Origin of the sequence: Variovorax pasteuri (assembly GCF_051216435.1) — a bacterium.
GTDB lineage: Bacteria > Pseudomonadota > Gammaproteobacteria > Burkholderiales > Burkholderiaceae_C > Variovorax.
Map to the genome: position 1 here is coordinate 126,564 of NZ_JBPJZS010000001.1, position 23,816 is coordinate 150,379.

17 protein-coding genes are annotated in these 23,816 nt (G+C 70.3%); 12 read left to right on the plus strand and 5 right to left on the minus strand.

Annotated features, from left to right (window positions below):
* Positions 1–13: 13 nt before the first annotated feature.
* On the minus strand, positions 14–3,748 hold the full coding sequence (putA, locus tag ACSFBM_RS00595; RefSeq protein ID WP_435482662.1) for a trifunctional transcriptional regulator/proline dehydrogenase/L-glutamate gamma-semialdehyde dehydrogenase: 3,735 nt from the start codon (positions 3,746–3,748) through the stop codon (positions 14–16).
* Between the two features lie 153 nt (positions 3,749–3,901).
* On the opposite strand from putA, the gene ACSFBM_RS00600 reads away from it, so the two are divergent.
* Genes ACSFBM_RS00600 through ACSFBM_RS00610 form a run of 3 tightly spaced genes read left to right on the plus strand, consistent with a single transcriptional unit; the run spans position 3,902 to position 6,155 of the window.
* A complete protein-coding gene (locus ACSFBM_RS00600) occupies positions 3,902–4,939 on the plus strand; it encodes a hypothetical protein (protein WP_435482663.1) in 1,038 nt (345 codons plus the stop codon).
* Positions 4,940–4,995: 56 nt separating this feature from the next.
* Positions 4,996–5,610 carry a helix-turn-helix domain-containing protein gene (locus tag ACSFBM_RS00605; RefSeq protein ID WP_435482664.1) on the plus strand — a complete coding sequence of 205 codons (615 nt, stop codon included), beginning with the start codon at positions 4,996–4,998 and terminating at the stop codon, positions 5,608–5,610.
* Positions 5,607–6,155, plus strand: coding sequence for a GNAT family N-acetyltransferase (locus ACSFBM_RS00610; protein ID WP_435482665.1), 549 nt, complete (start codon positions 5,607–5,609; stop codon positions 6,153–6,155). Before ACSFBM_RS00605 ends, ACSFBM_RS00610 begins: the two co-directional genes overlap by 4 nt.
* Positions 6,156–6,161: 6 nt before the next feature.
* Here ACSFBM_RS00610 and ACSFBM_RS00615 read toward each other — a convergent pair whose 3' ends face one another.
* Both ACSFBM_RS00615 and ACSFBM_RS00620 read right to left on the minus strand, forming a co-directional pair.
* Positions 6,162–7,295: an NADH:flavin oxidoreductase/NADH oxidase gene (locus ACSFBM_RS00615; protein ID WP_435482666.1), complete on the minus strand. Its 1,134-nt coding sequence runs from the start codon at positions 7,293–7,295 to the stop codon at positions 6,162–6,164.
* Positions 7,292–8,275, minus strand: coding sequence for a DMT family transporter (locus tag ACSFBM_RS00620; RefSeq protein WP_435482667.1), 984 nt, complete (start codon positions 8,273–8,275; stop codon positions 7,292–7,294). The genes ACSFBM_RS00615 and ACSFBM_RS00620 overlap by 4 nt, the downstream gene beginning before the upstream one ends.
* A gap of 135 nt (positions 8,276–8,410) precedes the next feature.
* On the opposite strand from ACSFBM_RS00620, the gene ACSFBM_RS00625 reads away from it, so the two are divergent.
* The 5 genes from ACSFBM_RS00625 to ACSFBM_RS00645 all read left to right on the plus strand — a co-directional run bounded on the left by ACSFBM_RS00625 (position 8,411) and on the right by ACSFBM_RS00645 (position 17,213).
* Positions 8,411–9,292 (plus strand): LysR family transcriptional regulator, encoded by an 882-nt coding sequence (locus ACSFBM_RS00625; RefSeq protein WP_435482668.1) that lies wholly within the window; start codon positions 8,411–8,413, stop codon positions 9,290–9,292.
* 174 nt (positions 9,293–9,466) lie between these two features.
* A complete protein-coding gene (locus ACSFBM_RS00630) occupies positions 9,467–10,297 on the plus strand; it encodes a HoxN/HupN/NixA family nickel/cobalt transporter (protein ID WP_435482669.1) in 831 nt (276 codons plus the stop codon).
* Positions 10,298–10,373: 76 nt separating this feature from the next.
* Positions 10,374–15,164 carry a CapA family protein gene (locus tag ACSFBM_RS00635; RefSeq protein ID WP_435482670.1) on the plus strand — a complete coding sequence of 1,597 codons (4,791 nt, stop codon included), beginning with the start codon at positions 10,374–10,376 and terminating at the stop codon, positions 15,162–15,164.
* Complete coding sequence (locus ACSFBM_RS00640; RefSeq protein WP_435482671.1) at positions 15,161–16,105, plus strand: alpha/beta hydrolase family protein; 945 nt, start codon at positions 15,161–15,163, stop codon at positions 16,103–16,105. The genes ACSFBM_RS00635 and ACSFBM_RS00640 overlap by 4 nt, the downstream gene beginning before the upstream one ends.
* A 34-nt stretch (positions 16,106–16,139) precedes the next feature.
* Entirely contained in the window at positions 16,140–17,213 is a 1,074-nt protein-coding gene (locus ACSFBM_RS00645; RefSeq protein ID WP_435482672.1) for an aldose epimerase family protein, read from the plus strand.
* A 44-nt stretch (positions 17,214–17,257) separates the two neighbouring features.
* Here the strand turns inward: ACSFBM_RS00645 and ACSFBM_RS00650 are convergent, their stop codons facing one another.
* On the minus strand, positions 17,258–18,199 hold the full coding sequence (locus ACSFBM_RS00650) for an SMP-30/gluconolactonase/LRE family protein (protein WP_435482673.1): 942 nt from the start codon (positions 18,197–18,199) through the stop codon (positions 17,258–17,260).
* Between the two features lie 105 nt (positions 18,200–18,304).
* Here ACSFBM_RS00650 and ACSFBM_RS00655 point away from each other — a divergent pair, with 105 nt between their 5' ends.
* Positions 18,305–19,099, plus strand: a complete 795-nt coding sequence (locus tag ACSFBM_RS00655) for an SDR family NAD(P)-dependent oxidoreductase (protein WP_435482674.1) — start codon at positions 18,305–18,307, stop codon at positions 19,097–19,099.
* Between the two features lie 10 nt (positions 19,100–19,109).
* Here the strand turns inward: ACSFBM_RS00655 and ACSFBM_RS00660 are convergent, their stop codons facing one another.
* Positions 19,110–20,069, minus strand: coding sequence for a LysR family transcriptional regulator (locus ACSFBM_RS00660; protein ID WP_435482675.1), 960 nt, complete (start codon positions 20,067–20,069; stop codon positions 19,110–19,112).
* A gap of 143 nt (positions 20,070–20,212) precedes the next feature.
* On the opposite strand from ACSFBM_RS00660, the gene ACSFBM_RS00665 reads away from it, so the two are divergent.
* From ACSFBM_RS00665 to chvE, 3 genes are all read left to right on the plus strand, one after another.
* Positions 20,213–21,679: an aldehyde dehydrogenase family protein gene (locus ACSFBM_RS00665; protein ID WP_435482676.1), complete on the plus strand. Its 1,467-nt coding sequence runs from the start codon at positions 20,213–20,215 to the stop codon at positions 21,677–21,679.
* Positions 21,680–21,754: 75 nt separating this feature from the next.
* Entirely contained in the window at positions 21,755–22,720 is a 966-nt protein-coding gene (locus tag ACSFBM_RS00670; protein ID WP_435482677.1) for an ABC transporter substrate-binding protein, read from the plus strand.
* A gap of 10 nt (positions 22,721–22,730) precedes the next feature.
* Entirely contained in the window at positions 22,731–23,801 is a 1,071-nt protein-coding gene (gene chvE, locus ACSFBM_RS00675) for a multiple monosaccharide ABC transporter substrate-binding protein (protein ID WP_435482678.1), read from the plus strand.
* Positions 23,802–23,816: the final 15 nt, after the last annotated feature.

Consider the following 23,816-nt stretch of genomic DNA (forward strand, 5'->3'; position numbering starts at 1 on the left):
GGCCCGGCGCCGCTCAGCCGATGGTCATCAGGCTCGCGTTGCCGCCGGCCGCCGCCGTGTTGATGCTCAGCGCGCGCTCCACCACAAGGCTTTCGAGCGGAATGCCGGTGTCGCCCGGCGCGAAGGCGCGCACGCCGACGACAGGCCCGGGCCGCGCGGCCAGGCGCTGCATCACGCCCGACAGGTCTTGCGCGCCGCCGTGGTACAGCGCGGCATCGAACGCGACCGTGTCCGACGTCCAGTCGTTCGCAACGGCCACGCACTGCCGCACCTCGGCTGGCAGCGAGGCCAGCAGGCCTTGCGTGCCGGCATCGGCGGGCCAGATCGCGCTGCTGCCCACCGACAGCACGGCGGCCAGTTGCGTCAACCGGTCTGCTTCGTCGTCGGCCAGGCACAGCACCGCTTCGCGCGGTACCAGCGTGTAGACGTTGCGCTCGCCGGTGGGGCCGGCGAGCGTGCGCGAACTGCCCGCGCGCGAATCGGCGGCAAAGCGCGCGCACTGCGCGGCCAGCGTGGTGCGCTCGGTGGCCTGCGCCCAACGCGACAGTGCCGACAGTGCAGCCCGTGACGCGGGCGCTTCGCCCGGCACCGCGCGCGCCATCGCATCGTCCGGCCGCTTCGACAGCATGCGCAGCATGTACAGCGGCCCGCCGGCCTTCGGCCCGGTGCCCGACAGCCCTTCGCCGCCGAAGGGCTGCACGCCCACCACCGCACCGACGATGTTGCGGTTCACGTAGACGTTGCCCGCCTTCGCGTGTTCGACGATCTGCGCGATGGTCTCGTCGATGCGCGTGTGCACGCCCAGCGTGAGCCCGTAGCCCGTGCCGTTGATCTGCCCGATCAGCGCGCCCAGGTCGCGCCGGCGGTAGCGCACCAGGTGCAGCACCGGGCCGAACACCTCGCGCTGCAACTCGCCGATGCTGTCGAGCTCGATCAGCGTCGGCATCACGTAGGTGCCGTTGCGCGTGTCGTGCGCGTATTCGCGGCCCTGGCGGAAGACCTTGCGGCCCTTCGCGCGCATGGCCTCGATGTGGCGCTCGATGCCATCGCGTGCTTCGGCATCGATCACCGGGCCCACGTCCACCGCCAGCCGCGCGGGGTTGCCGATGCAGGCTTCGGCCATCGCGCCCTTGAGCATTTCCACCAGCCGGTCGGCCGCTTCTTCCTGCACGCACAGCACGCGCAGCGCCGAGCAGCGCTGGCCGGCGCTGTCGAAGGCCGAGGCCATCACGTCGGTGACGACCTGCTCCACCAGCGCGGACGAGTCCACGACCATCGCGTTCTGACCGCCGGTCTCCGCGATGAGCGGCACGGGCGCGCCGTGCGCACCCAGGCGCTGCGAGAGCGTCTTCTGCAGCAGGCGCGCCACCTCGGTCGAGCCGGTGAACATCACGCCCTGCACGCGCGCGTCCGCCACCAGCGCGGCACCCACGGTCTCGCCCTGGCCGGGCAGCAGTTGCACCGCGGCGCGCGGCACGCCGGCCTCCCACAGCACGCGCACCGCCTCGGCCGCCACCAGCGGTGTCTGTTCCGCGGGCTTGGCCAGCACCGGGTTGCCGGCCGCGAGCGCGGCGGCCACCTGGCCAGTGAAGATCGCCAGCGGAAAGTTCCACGGGCTGATGCACACCATCGGCCCGAGCGCACAGTGCGTGTCGTTGGAGAAATCGTCGCGCGCCTGCGCCGCATAGAAGCGCAGGAAGTCGACCGCCTCGCGCACCTCGGCGATGGCGTTGGCACAGGTCTTTCCGGCCTCGCGCGCCAGCAGGCCCAGCAGGCGGGGCATGCGGTCTTCGAGCAGGCCCGCCGCGCGCTCGAGCGTCGCGGCGCGTTCGGCGGGCGGCGTTGCGGCCCACGTTGCGGCGATGCCCTGCGCCTGTGCGATGGCGGACTCCACATCGGCCAGCGTGGCTTGCTGCACGCGGCCCACCACGTCGCGATGGTCCGCCGGGTTCAGCACCTCGGCTCCGCCCAAAGCGTCGTCTGGGCTGGCGCCAGGTTCGGCCAGAAGGGGCGAGGCGCGCCAGTGCGCATCGGCGCTGTCGATCAATGCCTGACCCAGCGCACGCAAGCTGTCGTCGTTCGCCAGGTCGAGCCCGCGCGAGTTCGCGCGCTGCGCGCCGTACAGTGCCGCCGGCAGCGCAATGGCCGGGTGCGGCAGGCCGATGGCGCCTTCCAGCGCGCCCATGCGCTCCACCGTCGAGACAGGGTCTTCCACCAGCACATCGAGCGGAATCGTCGGGTCCGCGATGCGGTTCACGAACGAGGTGTTGGCGCCGTTCTCCAGCAGCCGGCGCACCAGGTAGGCCAGCAGCGTCTCGTGCGTGCCCACGGGCGCATAGATGCGGCATGGCCGCCCCAGCGGCCCCACCACCTGCTCGTACAGCGGCTCGCCCATGCCGTGCAGGCATTGAAATTCGTACTGGCCCGGCGTGTAGCGCGACGGGTCGGCCGCCGTGTAGATGGCGGCCAGCGTGTGCGCGTTGTGCGTGGCGAACTGCGGGTACACGGCCTCGGGCGCGGCCAGCAGCCGGCGTGCGCAGGCCAGGTACGACACGTCGGTGTAGGCCTTGCGCGTGTAGACCGGGTAGCCGTCCAGCCCGTCGAGCTGCGCGCGCTTGATCTCGCTGTCCCAGTAGGCGCCCTTCACCAGCCGCACCATCAGCCGGTGCCGGCTGCGCCGCGCCAGGTCGACCACGAAGTCGATCACGAAGGGGCAGCGCTTCTGGTACGCCTGGATCACGAAGCCGATGCCGTTCCAGCCCGCCAGCGCCGGCTCGAAGCACAGGCGCTCCAGCAGGTCGAGCGAGAGTTCGAGCCGGTCGGCTTCCTCCGCGTCGATGTTCAGCCCGATGTCGTACTGCCGCGCCAGCAGCGTGAGCTCGCGCAGCACCGGGTACAGCTCGGCCATCACGCGTGCATGCTGCGCGCGGCTGTAGCGCGGGTGCAGCGCCGAGAGCTTGATGGAGATGCCCGGGCCCTCGTACACGCCGCGCCCGGCCGAGGCCTTGCCGATGGCGTGGATGGCGTCTTCGTAGGCCACGCGGTAGCGCTTCGCGTCTTGCGCGGTAAGCGCCGCTTCGCCCAGCATGTCGTACGAATAGCGAAAGCCCTGGGCCTCGAGTTCGCGTGCGTTGCCCAGCGCCTGCGCGATGGTCTCGCCGGTGACGAACTGCTCGCCCATCATGCGCATCGCCATGTCCACGCCCTTGCGGATCAGCGGCTCGCCGCCCTTGCCGATGAGCCGCGTCAGCAAGCTCGACAGGCCCGTTTCGCTGTGCGTCGCCACCAGCTTGCCGGTCAGCAGCAGGCCCCAGGTGGCGGCATTGACGAACACCGAGGGGCTGCGCCCCGCATGCGACTGCCACTGGCCGTGCGCGATCTTGTCGCGGATGAGCGCGTTGCGCGTCTCGGCATCGGGAATGCGCAGCAGCGCCTCGGCCAGGCACATCAGCGCCACGCCTTCCTGCGACGACAGCGCGTATTCCTGCAGCAGGCCCTGCACCAGGCCGGCGCGCCCGCTCGCGTTCTTGCGGTTGCGCAGCTGCTCGGCAATGCGGTGCGCAAGGGCGTGCGCCTGCGCAGCCAGGTCGGCCGGCAGGCGGGCCTGCGCGAGCAGCGGCGGCAACGCCTCGGGCTCGGCGCGCCGGTAGGCGCCGGTGATGGCGGCGCGCAGCGCCGAGGGTTCGGCAAGGCCGTCCGCGAACGCCGTGAAGGAAGAGGGCAGGGGGTCGGCGCTGAAAGTGCTCATGGCAAAGCTCTGTCTGGTGAGATGTTGAATGATCTGCGTCTTACAGCTGAATATGTGTTCGAAGAATCGGCTCATCACAGAATAAAAACCAGGCCCGGCGGCGCGGGAGAATCCGGTTTTCACGATGCCAACGCTCATGGCAATGGAGTCTTCATGAACAGATGGTCATGGCTGGTGGCCGCGTGCCTCGCGCTCGGGGCTTTGCATGCGGCGGCGCAGCCTTCCGGTTGCGCCGCGTCGGCCGGGCCCGATTGCTACCGCGCCTTCCAGCCGCCCGGCGCCGAAGGCACGCTGAACTACTTCGCGTCGCTGGCGCCCGCACCCGTGCCCGGCAATGCGGCCGGGCCCACCAAGGCGCTCATCGCCCTGCACGGCCATCCGCGCGACGCCGCCAAGACCTTCGATGCGGCGCTGCGGGCGGTGCGCAATGCCGGCGCGCTCGCCGACACGCTGGTGGTTGCGCCGGTCTTCCAGGTCGCCGCGGACAAGGCCGCCAGATGCAGCGCGCCGGGCGTGCCGGCGGCGCGGGCCGGCGACCTGCTGTGGACCTGCGCCTCGTGGCTCGAAGGCGGCCGCGCGGACAACGGCGCGCGCATCACCTCCTTCGCGGCCATGGACGCACTGGTGGCCGAACTCGCGCAGCGCTGGCCCAGCCTGCGCACCGTCACCATCGCGGGCTTCTCGGCCGGGGCGCAGATGGTGCAGCACTACATCGGCTTCGCGGATCAGGAGCGCGCCGGCGCGGCCTCGGTCGCGGTGCGCTATGTGGTCGCCGACCCCGGTACCTGGCTCTACTTCGATGCCTGGCGTCCGCAACCGCCGGCCGACGGCACCTGCCCCGGCGTGAACCGCTGGAAGTACGGCACCGACGGTGTGCCCGCCGACCTGGGGCGCAGCGCCGCGCAGGCGCGCCAGCGCTATGCCGCCGCCGACATCAGCTACCTCGAAGGCGCGCTCGACGGCAGCGAGGCCAAGGGCACGTACTACGGCATCCTCGACAAGTCGTGCGCGGCCGCCGCGCAGGGCCCGTACCGCATGCAGCGCGGCCTGGCCTATGCGCAGTACGACCGCACGATGCTCGCGCCCGACAAGCGGCGCGAGGTCGTGCTGGTGCCGGGCTGCGCGCACGACGTGGCCTGCGTGTTCCCGTCGGAGGCGGCGCGCGCGGCCTTGCTCGGCGCTTCGCGGTGAAGGCGCATCACTGACCGCTTGACTCGGTTTCCGTTGTATTGGATATTCCATCCAATATGACGGAAACAGAATCGCCACCCTCCCTGAACGACCGCATCGCCCAGCGCGTGCGCGAGCTGCGTGCCGCGCGCGGCCTGTCGCTCGACGCGCTGGCCACGCACTGCGGCGTGAGCCGCTCGATGATCTCGCTGATCGAGCGCGGCGAAAGCAGCCCCACCGCCGTGCTGCTGGAGAAGCTGGCCACCGGCCTGGGCGTGTCGCTGGCCTCGCTGTTCGACGCGCCGTCGCCCGCGCCCGAACCTGCCTCCCCGGTGTCCCGCTTCGCCGACCAGTTGCAGTGGCGCGATCCGCACTCCGGCTATGTGCGAAGGAACGTCTCGCCCGGCGGATTCCCGTCGCCGATCCAGGTCGTCGAGGTGCTGTTTCCGCCCAAGGCGCGCGTGGCCTACGAAACGGCGGCGCGCGAGCCCGTCATCCACCAGCAGGTGTGGGTGCTCGACGGCGTCATCGAACTCACCGTGGGCGACGACCGCCACCGCCTTTCGACGGGCGACTGCCTGGCGATGGTGCTCGACCGCCCCATGAGCTACTACAACCCCACGCGCAAGACCACGCGCTACGCCGTCGTCATCGCAACGGTGGCGGCGGCACCTTCTTACCCAGCGAGATGAACATGACGACGACCCCTACCTCTATCCCCCGCATCCACCTTCTGCAGCGCGTGAGCGATGCGCAAATGCAAGGCCTGGCCGATGTGCTCAAAGACTGCGTCGAAGGCGGCGCCTCCGTGAGCTTCATGCTGCCGCTGGCGCATGAGCGCGCACTCGCGTTCTGGCGCCAGGTGGCCGACGGCGTGGCACGCGGCGAGCGTGCATTGCTGGTGGCCGAGGACGAAGAGGGCATCGTGGGCACCGTGCAGGTGGTGCTGGCGCAACCCGAGAACCAGCCGCACCGCGCCGACGTTTCCAAGATGCTGGTGCACCGCCGTGCGCGGCGCCGTGGCATCGGCGCGCTGCTGATGCAGGCGGCCGAAGCCGTGGCGCGCGAGCGCGGCAAGACGCTGCTGGTGCTCGACACCTCGAGCGCCGAAGCCGAAAGACTCTATGTGCGCAGCGGGTGGACGCGCGTGGGCACGGTGCCCGGCTTTGCGCTGTTGCCCGAAGGCGGGCCGTGCGCCACCACCTTCTTCTACCGCGAGCTGGCCGCCGGGCGGTGAACCGGGTCAGCGCGCGCCGAAGCTCGCGTTCTCGAACAGGTCCTTGAACTCGCGCGGCTGCGAGCGCCAGTACTGCGGCGGCGCGCTCACGTGCGCGCCCAGTTCGGCCGCCGCATGCCACGGCCAGCGCGGGTCGTAGAGCATCGCGCGGGCCAGCGACACCGCGTCGGCCTGTCCGTTGGCGAGGATGGCTTCGGCGTGCGCGGGTTCGGTGATCAGCCCCACCGCGATGGTCGGCAGCCCGACCTCGGCCTTCACGCGTTCGGCGAACGGCACCTGGTAGCCCGCGCCCAGCGGAATGGCCTGCTGCGGCGACACCCCGCCGCTGGACACATGGATGGCCGCGCAGCCGCGCGCCTTGAGCGCCTGGCCGAACGCCACCGTGCTGTCGAGGTCCCAGCCGCCGGGCACCCAGTCGCTGGCCGACACGCGCACCCACACCGGCTTGTCGGCCGGGAACACCTCGCGCACCGCGTCGAACACCTCCAGCGGAAAGCGCAGACGGTTCTCCAAGCTGCCGCCGTAGCCGTCGGTGCGGTGGTTGGCAATGGGCGAGAGGAACTGGTGCAGCAGGTAGCCGTGCGCCGCATGGATCTCCAGCCCGTCCAGGCCCAGCCGCGCCGCGCGCTTCGCAGCCGCCACGAAGGCATCGCGCACACGGGCGAGGCCGGCCGCATCGAGCGCGGTGGGCGGGTCTTCGCCGGGCGAATGCGGCACGGCCGAGGGCGCGAAAGACTGCCAGCTGCCCGCCTCGGTCAGGGGAATCTGCTTGCCGCCGTTCCACGGCGCGCGGCTCGATGCCTTGCGCCCCGCGTGGCCCAGCTGCATGGCGATCTTGATGGGCGAATGCGCGCGCATCGCGTGCAGCACGCGCGCCAGGCCTTGTTCGTTCGCGTCGGAATACAGGCCCAGGTCGCCGGGCGAGATGCGCCCTTCGGCCTCCACCGCCGTCGCCTCGATGATCAGCAGGCCCGCGCCCGAAAGCGCCAGTGAACCGAGGTGGATCAGGTGCCAGTCGCCCGGCGTGCCCTCGGTGGCGGAGTACTGGCACATCGGCGCGATGACGATGCGGTTGTCGATCTGCAGGTTGCCGAGCCGCAGGGGCTCGAAAAGAAGGGGCTTGCTGGCGCTGTTGCTCATGACGATGCGGCTCCACAGGTGCTGTAGTTGCGCGGATTCTGCGGGGTCTGCGCGATCCGTGCCGGGGCCGGCGCGGAAGCCTTGCGGCTCAGGGCGGTATGGATCAGCAGCGCGCCGACCACCATCGCCATGCCCACCGCCTCGTTCACCGTGGGCAGCCGCCCCAGTGCCGCGCTCATCAGCAGCGCCGACACCGGCACGAAGTTGATGAAGGCCGTGCCCGTGACCGCGCCCAGCGTGCGCACCCCGTGGTTGAAAGCCAGCACCGCGATGGCCGAAGACACCAGCCCGACATACAGCAGCGCCTGCCACGACAGGCGCAGGCCTTCCATGCTCGGCGCATGCGTCCACCCCAGCAGCGTGCCGACGACCGCCACGCCCAGCAGCAGCGGCCACGAGGCCAGCACCGTGAGCGCGGTGTACTCGATCACGTCGAGCTCCGGAAAGCGCGTGGTGCCGCGCGTGTACCAGACCCAGCCCAGCGTGCCGACGAAGGCCACCGCATCGCCGAAGAGCGTCGATTCACCGGCCTGCGGCGTGCCGAACAGCAGCCCCGAGACGATGGCCACGCCCAGCAGCGACAGCGCCGTGACCACCAGCGTCGAGCGGGTCGGCCGCACGCCGTCGAGCGCCCAGCGCAGCAGCTGCGTGGTCATGGGCGTGGTGGCCATGATGACCGCGCCGTGCGAGGGCACCGAGTGCGCCAGCCCGGCCAGCAGCATCACGCTGAAGATGCCGAAGCCCGCGAACCCGCGCAGCGCCAGCGGCCCCGCATGCCGGCGCAGCTTGCGCCAGGGCGCCGCGCCGCGCGGAAGAATGAGCAGCACGAACAGCAGCGCGGCCATGCTGTAGCGGATGAGCGTGAACCACGCCGGCTCGACGTGGTGCAGCACGCCCTGGCTGACCAGGAACATGCCGCCCCACCCGGAGGTGGCGAGCAGCAGCGCGGCAATGCCGAGCAGACGTTGGCGATGGGACATGGAGCAGGCCTCTTGCAATGAATCGATGCCCCAAGAATCGGGGCTGGGCGCTGCGAATGCCATTCGCTTCTTTGGACGGGGGCCTCCAAAAAAGCGAACAGACCGAAACGCCCGCCGCGCTCACAATCCGCTCCCATGGAGCTCTACCAACTCAAGACCTTCGTCGCCATCGCCCGCGAAGGCAGCCTGACCCGGGCGGCCGAGCGGGTGTTCACCAGCGCGCCGGCGGTCAGCGCGCAGCTCAAGGCGCTGGAAGACGAACTCGGCGTGAAGCTGTTCGAGCGCACCCCGCGCGGCATGTCGCCGACCGAGGCGGGCCTGAGCCTGCTGGAAGAGGCCGAACGCACGCTGGCCTCCGCCATGCGCATGCGCTCGGCGGCCGAGCAGTTGCGCGGCGCGGCGCAGGGCGTGGTGCGCTTTGGCACGGTGGTCGACCCGGTGGCGCTGCGCCTGGGCGAGGTGCTGGTGAAGCTGGCCGAGCGGCATCCGCAGGTGACGCTGCAGCTCAGGCAGGGGCTGTCGTACGAAACGCTCGCGGGCGTGCAGCGCGGCGAGCTCGACTGCGCCTATGTGCTGAGCGACAGCCCGCAGATCGAGGGGCTGGAGGTGGTGCGGCTGAGCGCGGTGGACCTGGTGGTGACGCTGCCGAAGTCGGTGGCCGACGCGCAGCCCGGGCTGTCGCTCGAGCAGCTCGCCGACATGCCCTGGGTCGGCACGCCGCCCTCGTGCATCCTGCGCGTGCACCTGGAGAAATTGTTCGCCGGCGCGGGCCGCGAGTACCGCCCGGGCCGCACCGCCGACGGCGAGAGCGCCATCCGCAGCATGGTCGCCAGCGGCATGGGCGCGGGCCTGCTGCGCAGCGACTATGCGGAGCAGGGCGAGCGCAACGGCGAGCTGGCCATCTGGAAGGGTTGGCGTTCGCACACCTGGCTGTGCTGGGTGGCGCCGGCCGAGGGCAAGCAGCGGCCGGTGGCCGTGGAGGCGGTGCGCAGCGCGGTGATGGAGGCGTGGGCCTGAGGTTGTGGCGCGTCGTCCGGGGGTGCGCTCGCGCCGGCGGGGGACATTCGCGGTGGCGACCGCACGACCTCGTTCGCAGATGCCCCGAACGCTGACCCGCAGCTGACCTGAACGCCGGCGGCGCAGAGCGTCCGCCCGGGGTACGATCCCCGCCGCTCCAACGCTGCGCACCTCATGAACGCTGAAATCGCACCCCTGCCAGGCCTCCTGTTGATGTTCGTGCTCGGCCTGCGCCATGGGCTCGACCCCGACCACATCGCCTGCATCGACGGCCTCACCTGGCGTGCGCTGTCTCACAAGCACCGGCATGCGGGCTGGGTGGGCACGCTGTTCGCGGTGGGCCACGGCCTGCTCGTGACGGCCATCGCGGTGGTGGTGAGCCGCCTCACGCTGCACCTCGATCCGCCGGCCGTGGTCGTCCAGGTCTTCGAGTGGATTCCCACCGCGCTGCTGCTGCTGGTCGGCACCCTCAACCTCCGGCTGCTGCTCAGCCGCAAGGAGGCCTACGCGCCGATGGGCTGGAAGATGAGCCTGATTCCGCGCCGCCTGCAGGCGCAGTCCAGCGCGTGGGCCATCGTCGTCATCGGCGTGCTGTTCGCCACCGTGTTCGACACCGCCACGCAGGCCGCCGCCTGGGGCTACGTGGCCAGCAACCGCGACGGCGGCGCATGGGCCGCGCTGGCCGCGGGCCTCACCTTCACCGCGGGCATGGTCATCACCGACACGCTCGACGGGCGCCTGGTCTGCCGCATCAGCCGCAGCGCCGAAGGGCCCGAGGCCGGACGCAAGGCGCGGCGCATCCTGGGCTGGCTGATCGTCTGCATCTCCTATGCGGTGGCGGCGTACAACCTGGCCAAGGCCTGGTTCCCGCAGGTCGAGCTGAGCGACATCGCCTTCTCGTGGGCCGGCTTTTCGCTCGTGGTCGTGATGCTGGCGCTGTGGAGCTGGATCGCCCGCGCCCGGTCGCGCTCGGCGCGTTCGGCGGGCCCTGCCGGCGGGCGCTGACCCGTCCCCGAGGGCCGCGAACCCTGGGTTTCCGGGGTGACACGGCCCTGTGTGCACTGTCATCATTCGCCGCTGCATGAACCTAGACCCGAACCCTCTCTCCGATCTGTTGAACCGCGCCAGGCAAGCCCTGTCGGACCCGTCGGGTGCGCTGCCTCCGGTGCCGCCGGCCACCGACGCTTCGGGCTGCGTCGTGTTCCTGGCCCTGGGCGAGGACGGCAGCCGGGCCCGCGTGGTCTCGGGGCGCGGCAGCGACGTGGCGTCGGCCTGGCGCCGCGCCGCCGAGGCCGCGGCGGCCCAGGCGCAGCGCGCGCAGGGCATGCCGCAGCGCCTGCGCGCCGAACTGGTCGACCAGGTCACGCCCATGACCTGGGGCGCGCTGAAAGCGAAGCTGGCGCACACCAAGCGCAACTACTTCAACCAGGGCATCGCGCTCGACGCGGGCTTCGAGGTGGCGCTGCTCGCGCAGGAAATGCACGGCAGCGCCATCCTCTACAACGGCGACGTCGACCATTCCGAGCCCAACACCGGCAACCTGCGCCTGCACTGCAAGCGCCGCTTCGGCCGCGAGATCGACTTTCCGGCGGACGACGCGGCGCCCGTGTGGTGCTTCACCACGCGCGCCGTGTATGTCGACGCCAAGGGCGCCTGGCCGATCACCGCCGAAGGGCAGGCCGCCGGCTTTCGCGAACTGCGCGACTGGCACGCGCCGCAGATCCACGCACTGGTCGACGACGCGAGCGCCTACCTGGCCGAGCAGGTCAAGCCCAACGGCGAATTCCACTACGGCTGGTTTCCCTGCTTCGACCGCACCATTCCCACCTACAACACGCTGCGCCACGCGAGCTCGACCTACGCGATGCTGGAGGCCTGGGAGCTCACGCGCAGCGACGCGCCGCAAGGCAGGCCGCAAGACAGGCTCAAGGCCGCCATCGACCGTTCGCTGGCCCTGCTGACCGGCAGCCTCATCCGCCCGGCCGACCTGCCGGACGGCACGCGCGCCGCCTACCTGCTGGACGTGGGCAGCGAGATCAAGCTCGGCGGCAACGCGGTGTGCCTGCTTGCGCTGGTGAAGTACACCGAGCTCACCGGCGACCGGCAGCACCTGCCCCTCATGGAGCAACTGGCGCTGGGCATCCGCCACATGCAGGACGCGCACACCGGCAGCTTCGTGCATGTGCTGAACGCGCCCGCGCTCGACGTGAAGGACACCTTTCGCGTCATCTACTACGACGGCGAGGCCGCGTTCGGGCTGATGCGGCTGTACGGCCTCACGCGCGACGCGCGCTGGCTCGCGGTGGTGGAGAAGGCCTTCGAACACTTCATTGCGGCCGAGCACTGGCGCGCGCACGACCACTGGCTGAGCTACTGCGTCAACGAGCTCACGCGCTACCGGCCCGAAACGCGCTACTACCGCTTCGGCCTGCAGAACGTGGCGGGCTACCTCGACTTCGTGCTCGAGCGCATCACCACGTTCCCGACGCTGCTCGAACTGATGATGGCGGCGCGCGAGATGGTGCTGCGCATGGAGGCCGACCCGGCGCTGCAGCCGCTGCTGGCCGGGCTCGACCGCGACAAGTTCGACCGCGCGCTGGAGTTCCGCGCGCGCTACCTCGCCAACGGCCACTTCTGGCCCGAGCTGGCGATGTTCTTTCGCAACCCCGCGCGCATCTCGGGCTCGTTCTTCATCAAGCACCACAGCTTCAGGGTGCGCATCGACGATGTGGAGCACTACCTGTCGGGCTATGTGGCGTACCACCGGATGCTGAAGGAACGCGAGGCGCAGCGCGCGGGCGCGGACACCCCCGCTGCGGCCACCGGCCTGGTGGCCTGGGGCGGCGACGTCAACCTGTCGCGCCGCCAGCACTACCGCCTGCACGAGCTGGGCGGCGCGCACCGGATGCTTTGCGACATTCCCGCGCTGCGCGAGGCCGACCTGCGCATCGTCAACCTCGAATGCGTGGTCGCCACCGTCGGTGAGCAGGGCGTGGACAAGGACGAGACCGCGCCGTACTACTACCGCGCGCGGCCCGAGATGCTCGCGGTGCTCACCGAGGCCGGCATCGGCATGGTGGCCACCGCCAACAACCACAGCGGCGACTACGGCCCCGACGCGCTCATGGAACAGCAGGGCCTGCTCGATGCCGCAGGCATCGCCCATGCCGGCAGCGGCCCCACGCTGGAGGCCGCGCTGCGCCCCGCGTTCGGTCGCGCGGGCGGCGTGCGCGTGGCGCTGTTCTCGCTCGACGCCACGCAGCCGCGCTTTGCCGCGACGGCGCTGCGCCCGGGCACGGCCTGGCTGCCGCTGCATGACCCCGCCGCCTGGACCGCCACGCTCGCGCCGCGCATCGAGGCCGCGCGCCGCGAGGCCGACGTGGTGCTGGTGGCGGTGCACTGGGGCGACAACCTGGAGACCGAGCCTTCGAAGGACGAGATCGCGGTCGGCCACGCCATCGTCGATGCGGGCGCCGACGCGGTGCTCGGCACCTCGGCGCATGTGCTGCAGGGCATCGAGGTCTACCGCGACCGGCCGATCCTGCACGACGCGGGCGACCTGCTGTTCGACTCGGTGCGCGACGACTTCGGCGATTCGGGCGTGTTCTCGCTCGTGCTGGGCGCGCGCGGCGTGGAGCAGGTGGTGTTCACGCCCATCGGCGTGGGCTTCGGGTTTTCGCGCCAGCGCGAGGGCGACGAGGCGGTGGCGCTCGGCGAGCGTTTCGCCGCGCAATGCCGCGCGCTCGGCACGCAGACGGCGCCGCTGCCGGGCGGGCGCTGCGCCGTGCGGCTGTCGCCGCCAGAACGCGCCGCCGTGCGGCCCGCCTTTCGCGCGCAACCGGCCGCGCAGGCATTCCGCCCGGCGCCCCTGGTCGGCCCGGTGCGCGCGCCGCGCCCCGAATGGACGGTCGACGAGGTTCCCGCCGACGCGCGCATCACGCCGCTGCAACTCGGCCCCCTGCGGCTGGTGGGCCTGCGCTGCGCGCCACGGCAGATCGCCGGGCGCCGCCTGCTGTGGGTCGAGTCCTTCTGGACCGCCGACGCGCCGGTGGCCGACGACCTGCGCGTGCAGTTCCGCGCGCTGCCGATGCGCAGCACCCGCATGCCGGCATGGGGCGCAAGCATGGACCACGACCCCTGCGACTGGATGTGGCCCACCAGCCGGTGGGAGCCGGGCCGCATCTATCACGACCGCTACGGCCTGCGCCCGCCGCGCCCCGGCCTGATGACCAGCGACGTGCTGCAACTGGAAGTGCGCCTGCGCGGTGGCCCACCCGGCGCGGCGGAACTGCCTGCGCGCCGCCTGGCGATGTGGTGTGGGCTGCGCGTGCCGGCGCTGCCCACGCCGTTGCCGCAGCGTCCGGCGCCGGTGCTCGCTGTCGACCGGGCCGGTGCAGGTGCCGAAGCTGAGCCCGTCTGGACGGCCGCGCAGCTGCAGCGGGTCACCGGTGGCCGCTGGCTGGTCGAGCCGCCGCCGGGCTGGTTCGCCAATGCCGTGGTGCGCGGCCCGGTGCACATGGGGCTGCTGCCGAAGCCGGCGCTGTTCATCGCGTCGGACTTCCGCACGCTGGCCGCGCACGAGAACTACAGCAAGCCGCGCGCCGACAACTGGGACCGCCACCGCGACCTGCCCGCGCTGCAGCACGAGCTGGCCGGCGCCGTGGTCGCGCACCCGGTCGAGGGGCTGGCCACCGGTTTTCCGCTGCTGCAGGTGGCCGACCCGATTGCCGCGATGCTGGCCATGGGCGCCGCCGCGCGCGAGCGCTACCGGGGCCTGGTGGTGGGCGTGACCGGCACGGTCGGCAAGTCGTCCACCATCGCCATGCTGCGCGACCTGCTGCCCGAGCGCGCGCGCGTGCTCACCACCATCGACAACTACAACTCGCGCGTGGGCGTGCCCGCCATGCTGGCCAACCTCGCGCCCGACGCGGACGTGTGCATCCTCGAGATGGCGCAGAGCGGCCTGTGGATGGACCGCGGCCCCATCTCGCTGCTGGCGCGCCCGCACGTGGCGCTGATCACCGAGATCGGCCTGTCGCAGACGCGGCAGGCGTCCACGCTGGAGCTCACGGCGCAGTACAAGTCGCGCATCTTCCTGGGGCTGGAGCCCGGCGGCGTGGCCATCGTGCCCGACCACATCGCCTGCCTGCAGCAGGTGGTGCAGGCCGCCGCCTGCACCGCGGGCGCCATCTGGGTGGTGGGCACCGGGCCCGACGCCGACGTGCGGGTGGTCGACACCCGGCCCGAGCCCGGCGGCGGCTGCCGCGTGCGCATCGCGGTGCCGGGGCGCACGCTGGAGTACCTGTTTCCGGTCGACAGCGCGGGGCTGGTGCGCAACTCGGCGCTGGCCTTCGCCGCGCTGATGGCCATGGGCTTCGACGCCGAGGCCGCCTGCGCGCGCATGCCGCACGTGCGCCTGCCGGCTTCGGTGATGCAGGTGCATGCGCTGCGCACGCAGGCCGGCGTGCAGGCCACGCTGATCGACGACAGCTGGAACGCCGAGGTCATGTCGATGCGCAACGCCATGGAGTTCGTGCGCACCTGGCAGCGCGACGCGCACGGCCCGGTGGCGCGCAAGATCGGCGTTCTCGGGCGCATCGTCAACCTCGACGACGAGGCCGAGGCCATGCACCGCAGCCTGGCGGCGCCGCTGCTGGCCTCGGGCATCCAGCATGTGGTGACGCACGGCAACGAGATGCGCTGGCTGCGCGAGGAAATGCCGGCCGCGCTGCTCGGCCCGCACTTCGACGACGCCGCGCAACTCGCGCTGTACCTCGGCGGCTTCCTGCGCGACGGCGACCTGGTGCTGGTGAAGGGCGACCGCGACCGCTCCGACTTCGGCCGCATTCCCGGCCTGCTGCAGCGGCTATGACCCTGCGAGACCTGCTTCGGCGCCACACCCGCGCAGCGCTGGTGCTGCTGGCCATCGTGCAGACGGCCTGCGCGCAGCGCACCGGCCCCGACGTGCCCCGGCCCTTCGCCGCGGGCGACGACCAGGTGCTGCAATGGAACCAGCCCGCCGACCGCGCCACCTGCCCCGACCGCCCCGGCTTCCTGTGGGTGCAGCCGGTGGAAGGGCCGGCCTGCATCCGCTACTTTGCGAGCGGCGACATCGAAGGTGCGCGCATCGCCGTCGTGCAGTTCTCGGGCGACCGCGACGGCGTGATGGACCAGCCGCCCGCGCGCATTCCCGGCAACACCGAGGCGCTGCGCACGCGCGACGCACAGCGCAGCCGCGACCTCGCGGGCGTGCCGTGGATCTTCGTGGCGCGGCCCGGCACCTACGGCTCGTCGGGCGACCACCGCAAGCGGCGCCAGCCGGTGGAGTTCCATGCGCTCGATGCCGCGCTCGACGCGCTCATGCAGCGCCACAAACTGCAGCGCCTGGTCATCGTGGGCCACAGCGGCGGCGCCACCGCGGGCGCCGCGCTGCTCACGCTGGGGCGCACCCGCGTGGCCTGCGCGGTGCTCACCTCGGGCGCCTACGGGCTGCTGGAGCGCGCGCGCCTGCTGGGCCGCTCGAACGACGGGCGCACCGACACCACCGGCAGCGCGCAGTTCTACGACCCGCTCGACCATGTGAGCGGCATCGCGCGCGACCCGGCGCGGCGCATCGTGCTGATCGGCAACCGCGACGACAGGAACACGCCCTTCGCGCTGCAGCAGCGCTTTGCCGATGCGGTCGGCAAGGCGGGCCACCGCATCGAGCTGCGCACGCACGCGGCCGAGCCGCCCGAGTTCCACGACCTCAAGGACCGCATTGCGCTGCTCACCGCCTCGGAGTGCGCGCGCGAGGCCATGGCTCCCCGGTGACAGCATCCCGTTTCAGAATCCAGTCAGGAACCCCATGAGCAACAGCATCACCTCGCGCGAGTTCGGCCGCATGCCCGACGGCCGCGTCGTCACCGAGTACACCCTGGACAACGGCCGCGGCCTGAGCCTGAGCGCTATCAACCTGGGCGGCATCGTCACCGCGCTGCGCGTGCCCGACCGGCACGGCCAGGCCGCGAACGTCGTGCTGGGCCTGCCGTCGCTGGCCGACTACCTGAAGCCGCATCCGCACCTGGGCACCATCGTCGGGCGCCATGCCAACCGCATCGGCGGCGGGCGCTTCACGCTCGACGGAACATCGCACCAGCTGGGGCTGAACGACGGCGTGAACTCGCTGCACGGCGGCGCAACGGGCTTCGGCAAGCGCTACTGGGAGATCGTGCCGCTGTCGGCGCAAGAATCGGGCAGCGACATCGCCGTCGAACTGCACCGCACCAGCGCCGACGGCGAGGAGGGCTACCCGGGCGAAGTGAAATTGACCGTGCGCTACACGCTGGCCGCCGAAAGCAATACCTGGCGCATCGACTACAGCGCCACCACCGACAAGCCCACCGTGCTGAACCTGAGCCACCACGACTACTTCAACCTGGCGGGAAGCGGCTCGGTGATGGACCACCGGTTGACGCTGCCGGCGAGCCGCTATTGCCCGGTGGACGCAACGCTCATCCCGCTGGGGCTGGCCGACGTGGCGGCCACGCCGTTCGACTTCCGCACGGCCACGCGCATCGGCGAGCGCATCCGCGAAGGCCACGAGCAGCTGCTGCGCGCGCACGGCTACGACCACAACTGGGTGCTCGACCGGCCTGTCCATCATCAGGGCCTGGCCCTCGCGGCGCGCCTGGAACACGAGGCCACGGGCCGCGTGATGGAGGTGCACACCAGCGAGCCCGGCGTGCAGTTCTATTCGGGCAATTTCCTCGACGGCAGCCTCTTCGGCAGCGCGGGCGCGAGCCTGCGCCAGGGCGACGGGCTGTGCCTGGAAACGCAGCACTTCCCCGACTCACCCAACCAGCCGGGCTTTCCGTCGACGGTGCTGCGCCCGGGCGAGGTGTTCACCAGCGCGACCGAACACCGCTTCGGCATCGGCTGAAGCGCGTGTGAAGCACGCGCGAATCGTGCGGATCGGCGCGCGCGTCAGCCGGCGAACAGCGCCGCCGGCACGCCGGGGCTGTCGATGCGCACCGCGAACAGGCCGCCGGCCAGCGGCTCGTGGTTCAGCTGGGCTTCGGTGCGGCCGTTGCGCGCGGTCGTGATGTAGAGCGTGCGCAGGTCGGCGCCGCCGAAGGCGCAGTCGGTCACGTTGCCGGTGGGCAGCGCGATGCGGCACAGCTCCACCGCGCTCACCGGGTCGTGGCAGGTGACGCAGGCGCCGTCCCAGTGCGCGATCCACAGGCGGCCGGCCGCGTCGGTGGTCATGCCGTCGGGCAGGCCGTCGCCCTGGGGAAAGCGGTGCCACAGGCGGCGGTTCGACACGGTGCCCTCGGCCATCTCGAAGTCGTAGGCGTACAGGTGGTTCAGCACCGTGTTGTTGAAGTACATCGTGCGGCCGTCTCCCGACCAGGTCGGGCCGTTGGTCACCTCGAAGCCGTCGTCGTGCCGGGTGCAGCGGCCGTCGGCGTCGTAGCGGTAGAGCGCGCCGGTGGGCGCCTTGCACTCGAAGTCCATGCTGCCGGCCCAGAAGCGGCCGCGGCTGTCGCACTTGCCGTCGTTGAAGCGGTTGCCGGTGCGTTCGGTCTCGGGCTGGTGCAGGTAGCGCGGCGTGGCGTCGTCGCCCGGCGCGGTGGTGTCGAACAGCGCGAAGCCGCGGCGCAGGGTGATGAACAAACCCGGTGCCGTGGCGCGCTCGGCGATGGCGGTGATTTCTTCGTCGAAGTGCCAGATGCGCTGCGCACCCGTGGCCGGGTCGTGGCGGAACAGGCGCGGCGTGAGGATGTCGATCCAGTAGAGCGCCTGCTCGCGCACCGACCACAGCGTGCCTTCGCCGAGGTTGGCCGCCGCAGGCCAGATGCATTCGGGTTCGCTGACGGCGCGGGGCGCCGCCAGCGGGGAGGGGGTGTTTGTCTCTGTCTTGTTCATTGGATCCTTCTTGTCTGCTTGACGCGGCGGATCGTATCAAGGCATATTGATAACGGAAATTAAATAAATTGGCATCAATTGATATGCTTTTTGCAATGGCATGAGATGCGCTTCTGGAGACTTTTCTTGAATTCCCCCCCACTTTCCATCTATCCGAGCTTGCAGGGCCGCTCGGTGTTCGTCACCGGCGGCGGCAGCGGCATCGGCGCGGCCATCGTCGCGGCGTTCGCGGCGCAGGGCGCGCGCGTGGCCTTCGTCGACATCGCCGAGGGCGCGAGCGCGGCGCTCGCGCAGCAGATCACCGGCGCCGGCCATGCCGCGCCGTGGTGGCGCGCCTGCGACGTGCGCGACATTGCCGCGCTGCAGAAGGCGATTGCCGACGCGGCGGCCGAGCTCGGCGACTTCGCGGTGCTGGTCAACAACGTGGCGAGCGACGACCGCCACACGCTCGAGTCGGTCACGCCCGACTACTACGACAACCGCATGGCCATCAACGAGCGGCCGGCGCTGTTCGCCATCCAGTCGGTGGTGCCGGGAATGAAGCGCCTGGGCTTCGGCTCGGTGGTGAACCTGGGCTCCACGGGCTGGCAGACCAAGGGCTCGGGCTACCCCTGCTATGCCATCGCCAAGTCGTCGGTGAACGGCCTCACGCGCGGGCTGGCGGTCGACCTGGGGAAGGACCGCATCCGCATCAACACCGTGTCGCCCGGCTGGGTGATGACCGAACGGCAGGTGGCGCTGTGGCTCGACGAAGAGGGCGAGAAGTCGCTGCAGCGCAACCAGTGCCTGCCGGACAAGTTGATGCCGGAAGACATCGCGCGCATGGTGCTGTTCCTGGCGTCGGACGACGCGAAGATGTGCACCGCGCAGGAGTTCACGGTGGACGCCGGCTGGACCTGAGCCTGGTCGGTCAGTCGATCTCTAGCTTGCGGCCGTAGACGCTCATGCTCGCGGTCTTCAGCGCCTTCATCATCACCTTGGCCGCCGGCGACAGCAGGCGGTCGGTGCGCGTGATGATGCCGAAGGCGTCCATGTGGCAGGGCATGTCCAGCGGCAGCAGCGACACGATGCCGTGCGACGCGTAGTAGCGCGCCACGTCGGTCGCCAGCACTGCCACCATGTCGCTCTGCTGCAGCATGCGCGTGATGAACAGCAGGGCCGAGCTTTCGATGGTGTTGGTCGGCGGGGCCAGGCCCTCCTCCTGGAACATCAGCTCGAAGCGGTGGCGCAGCACGCTGCCCGAGGGCGGCACGATCCAGCCGGCGCTCACCACGTCGCGCAAGGTGAGCCCGCTCACGCCCAGCAGCGGGTGGCCCGGACGCACCAGCGCGCACACGGGTTCCTCGGTCAGCGCCTCGTAGCGCAGCTGCGACTTGTCGTGCTCGGCGAAGAGGCGCGCCACCAGGATGTCGAGCTTGCCCTGCTCCAGCCGCTCGATCAGCACCGGGCTGGTCTCGATCTCCAATGACACGCGCAGGTCGGGCTGCTCGCGCTTGACCATCGCCACCGCCGGCGGCATCAGCGTGAGGCCGGGGGCGGTGATGGCGCCCACGCTCACCTGCCCGAAGCGCCCGGCCTTCAGCGCCGTGAGCTCGTCGTGCGCCTGGTTCAGGCTGGCGAGCGCCACGCGGGCGTGGCGGATCATGGTTTCGCCGTACCAGGTGGGGCGCATGCCGCGCGGCAGGCGGTCGAACAGCGAGACCTCCAGCACGTCTTCCAGGTCCTTCAGCAGCTTGGAGGCGGCGGGCTGCGTCATGTTGAGCACCTGCGCGGCGCGATGGATGTTGCCTTCCTCGGCCAGTGCCACGAGCAGAAGCAGTTGCCGGGTCTTCAGGCGGGCGCGGATGAACCAGTGGTTGTAGTTGGTCATGGGTGTGAAAACGAAGGTCTGATCGGGTTTTCCAGAATCCGGCGATCGATATGCATTTTGTCTAAAAAACGATTGGATCGATATCAATTCTGTTCCTAGACTGCCTGCACATCCAGAACAACAGAGACAAGGTTCGCGTCCCGGTGATTCACGGCGAGATCCATCAGAACGTGCGGCAGTACATCAACGGCCGCTGGGAAACCAGCGCGACCACGGGTGTGAGCGCCAATCCCTCGGACACCAGCGAAGTGGTGGCCGAGTACGCACGTGCCGACCGCCGCCAGGCCGAGCTCGCCGTCCGCGCGGCCACCGAGGCCTTTCCCCACTGGAGCCACAGCACGCCGCAGCGGCGCGCCGACGTGCTCGACCGCATCGGCGCCGAGCTGCTCGCCCGCAAGGACGACCTGGGCCTGCTGCTGGCGCGCGAGGAGGGCAAGACGCTGCCCGAGGCGGTGGCCGAGGTGGCGCGTGCGGGCCAGGTGTTCAAGTTCTTCGCGGGCGAAGCCATTCGCGCAAGTGCAGGCGGCGGCGGCGGCGAGCACGTGGCCTCGGTGCGCGCGGGCGTGCAGGTCGACGTCACGCGCGAACCCGTGGGCGTGGTCGGGCTCATCACGCCGTGGAACTCGCCCTTCGTCATTCCCGCCTGGAAGATCGCGCCCGCATTGGCGCATGGCAACAGCGTGGTGTTCAAGCCGGCCGAGCTGGTGCCGGCCTGCGGCTGGGCGCTGGCCGAGATCATCAGCCGCGCGGCCTTGCCGGCCGGTGCCTTCAACCTCGTGATGGGCAGCGGCCGCGAGGTGGGGCAGGCGCTGGTCGACAGCCCGCTGGTCGATGCGCTGAGCTTCACGGGCTCGGCCGCCAACGGCGAACGCGTGCTGCAGGCGGCCGCCACGCGGCGTGCCAAGGTGCAGCTGGAAACCGGCGGCAAGAACGCGCTGATGGTGCTGGCCGACGCCGACCTCGACCGCGCCGTCGATTGCGCGGTGCAGGGCGCCTACTTCTCCGCCGGCCAGCGCTGCACCGCGTCGAGCCGGCTCATCGTCGAGGCGCCGGTGCACGACGCCTTCGTCGCCAGGCTGCGCCAGCGCCTGAAGGCACTGAACATCGGCCACGCGCTGGAGCGCGGCGTGGACATCGGGCCCGTGGCCGACGAAGAGTGCCTGGCGCAGAACCTGGCCTGGGTCGGCATCGCGCGCGACGAGGGTGCGGAGCACGTGTGGGGCGGCGAAGCGCTGCAGCGCGCCACGCCGGGCCACTACATGAGCCCTGCGCTGTTCCTGGCCAAACCCTCGCACCGCATCGCGCGCGAAGAAATCTTCGGCCCGCTGGCCTGCGTGCTGCGCGCCGACGACTACGACCATGCGCTGGCGCTGTGCAACGACACGCCTTTCGGACTGTGTGCGGGCATCTGCACCAACTCGCTGAAGCACGCCATGCATTTCAGGCGCCATGCCGTGGTCGGCATGACGATGGTCAATCTGCCGACCGCGGGGGTGGACTTCCACGTGCCCTTCGGCGGCCGCAAGGGGTCGGGCTACGGGCCGCGCGAACAAGGGCGCCACGCCTCGGAGTTCTACACGACGGTGAAGACCGGCTACATGCTGGCCTGACCGGACGGGGTTTCATTGCAACAGCCAATCGGCACCACAGCCAAAGTCCTCAAGACATCAAGAAGGAGACATCCCATGACCATGAATCGCCGCACCCTCAACACCGCCCTCGCAGCCGCCGCCATCGGCAGCATGCTGCCCGTGTCCGTCTTCGCGCAGAAGAAGCTCGTGCTCGGCTTCGCCCAGGTGGGCGCCGAGAGCGAATGGCGCACGGCCAACACCGAGTCGATCAAGTCGTCCGCCAAGGACGCCGGCATCGAGCTGAAGTTTTCCGACGCGCAGCAGAAGCAGGAAAACCAGATCAAGGCCATCCGCTCGTACATTGCGCAGAAGGTCGACGTGATCGCCTTCTCGCCGGTGGTCGAGTCGGGCTGGGAAACCGTGCTGCGCGAGGCCAAGGCCGCCAAGATCCCGGTGGTGCTGACCGACCGCTCGGTGAGCACCAAGGACGACACGCTCTACGTGACCTTCATGGGCTCGGACTTCACCGAGGAAGGCCGCAAGGCCGGCCGCTGGCTGGTCGAGAAGATGAAGGACCAGAAGGGCGACGTGAACATCGTCGAGCTGCAGGGCACCGTGGGCTCGGCGCCGGCCATCGACCGCAAGAAGGGCTTCGAGGAAATCATCAAGGCCGACCCCAAGTTCAAGATCATCCGCTCGCAGACCGGCGACTTCACGCGCGCCAAGGGCAAGGAGGTGATGGAAGCCTTCCTGAAGGCCGACGGCAAGAAGATCAACGTGCTGTTCGCGCACAACGACGACATGGCCATCGGCGCCATCCAGGCTATTGAAGAGGCAGGCCTGAAGCCCGCCAAGGACATCACCATCATCTCCATCGACGGGGTGAAGGGTGCCTTCGAAGCCATGATCGCCGGCAAGCTCAACGTGTCGGTGGAGTGCAGCCCGCTGCTCGGGCCGCAGCTGATGCAGGCGGTGAAGGACATCAAGGACGGCAAGACGCTGCCCAAGCGCATCGTGACGGTGGAGAGCATCTTCCCGATGGAAGTCGCCGCCAAGGAATTCCCGAACCGCAAGTACTGAGAGCACATCTATGAAACGCAACTTCCTCAAGGCCTCGCTCGCGGGCATCGCGTTTGCCATCGTCGGCTTCACGCCGCTGGCCAACGCGCAGGACAAGGGCCTGATCGCCATCTCGATGCCCACCAAGTCGTCGGCGCGCTGGATCGCCGACGGCGCCAACATGGTCAAGTACTTCAAGGACAAGGGCTACAAGACCGACCTGCAGTACGCGGACGACGACATTCCCAACCAGCTCGCGCAGATCGAGAACATGGTGACCAAGGGCTCCAAGGTGCTGGTCATCGCGGCCATCGACGGCACCACGCTGTCCGACGTGCTGCAGAAGGCTGCCGACAAGGGCGTGAAGGTCATCGCGTACGACCGGCTCATCAAGGGCTCGAAGAACGTCGACTACTACGCCACCTTCGACAACTTCCAGGTCGGCGTGCTGCAGGCGCAGTCCATCGAGGCGGCGCTGGGCCTGAAGAGCGGCAAGGGCCCGTTCAACATCGAGCTGTTCGGCGGCTCGCCCGACGACAACAACGCCTTCTTCTTCTACAACGGCGCGCTGTCGGTGCTCAAGCCGTACATCGACAGCGGCAAGCTGGTGGTGCGCAGCAAGCAGATGGGCATGGACAAGGTCGGCACGCTGCGCTGGGACGGCGCGGTGGCGCAGGCGCGCATGGACAACCTGCTGTCGGCGTACTACACCAAGGACCGGGTCGACGCGGTGCTGTCGCCTTACGACGGCCTGTCCATCGGCATCCTGTCGTCGCTGAAGGGCGTGGGCTACGGCTCGGCCGCGCAGCCGATGCCCATCGTGTCGGGGCAGGACGCCGAGGTGCCTTCGGTCAAGTCGATCCTGCGCAAGGAGCAGACCTCGACCGTGTTCAAGGACACGCGCGAACTGGCCAAGGTGACCGTGGCCATGGCCGACGCCATGCTCTCGGGCAAGACGCCCGAGGTGAACGACACCAAGACCTACAACAACGGCATCAAGGTGGTGCCCTCGTACCTGCTCAAGCCGGTGAGCGTGGACGCCTCGAACTGGAAGCAGGTGCTGGTCGACAGCGGCTACTACAAGGAAAGCCAGATCAAGTGAGCATCGAAGGCCGCA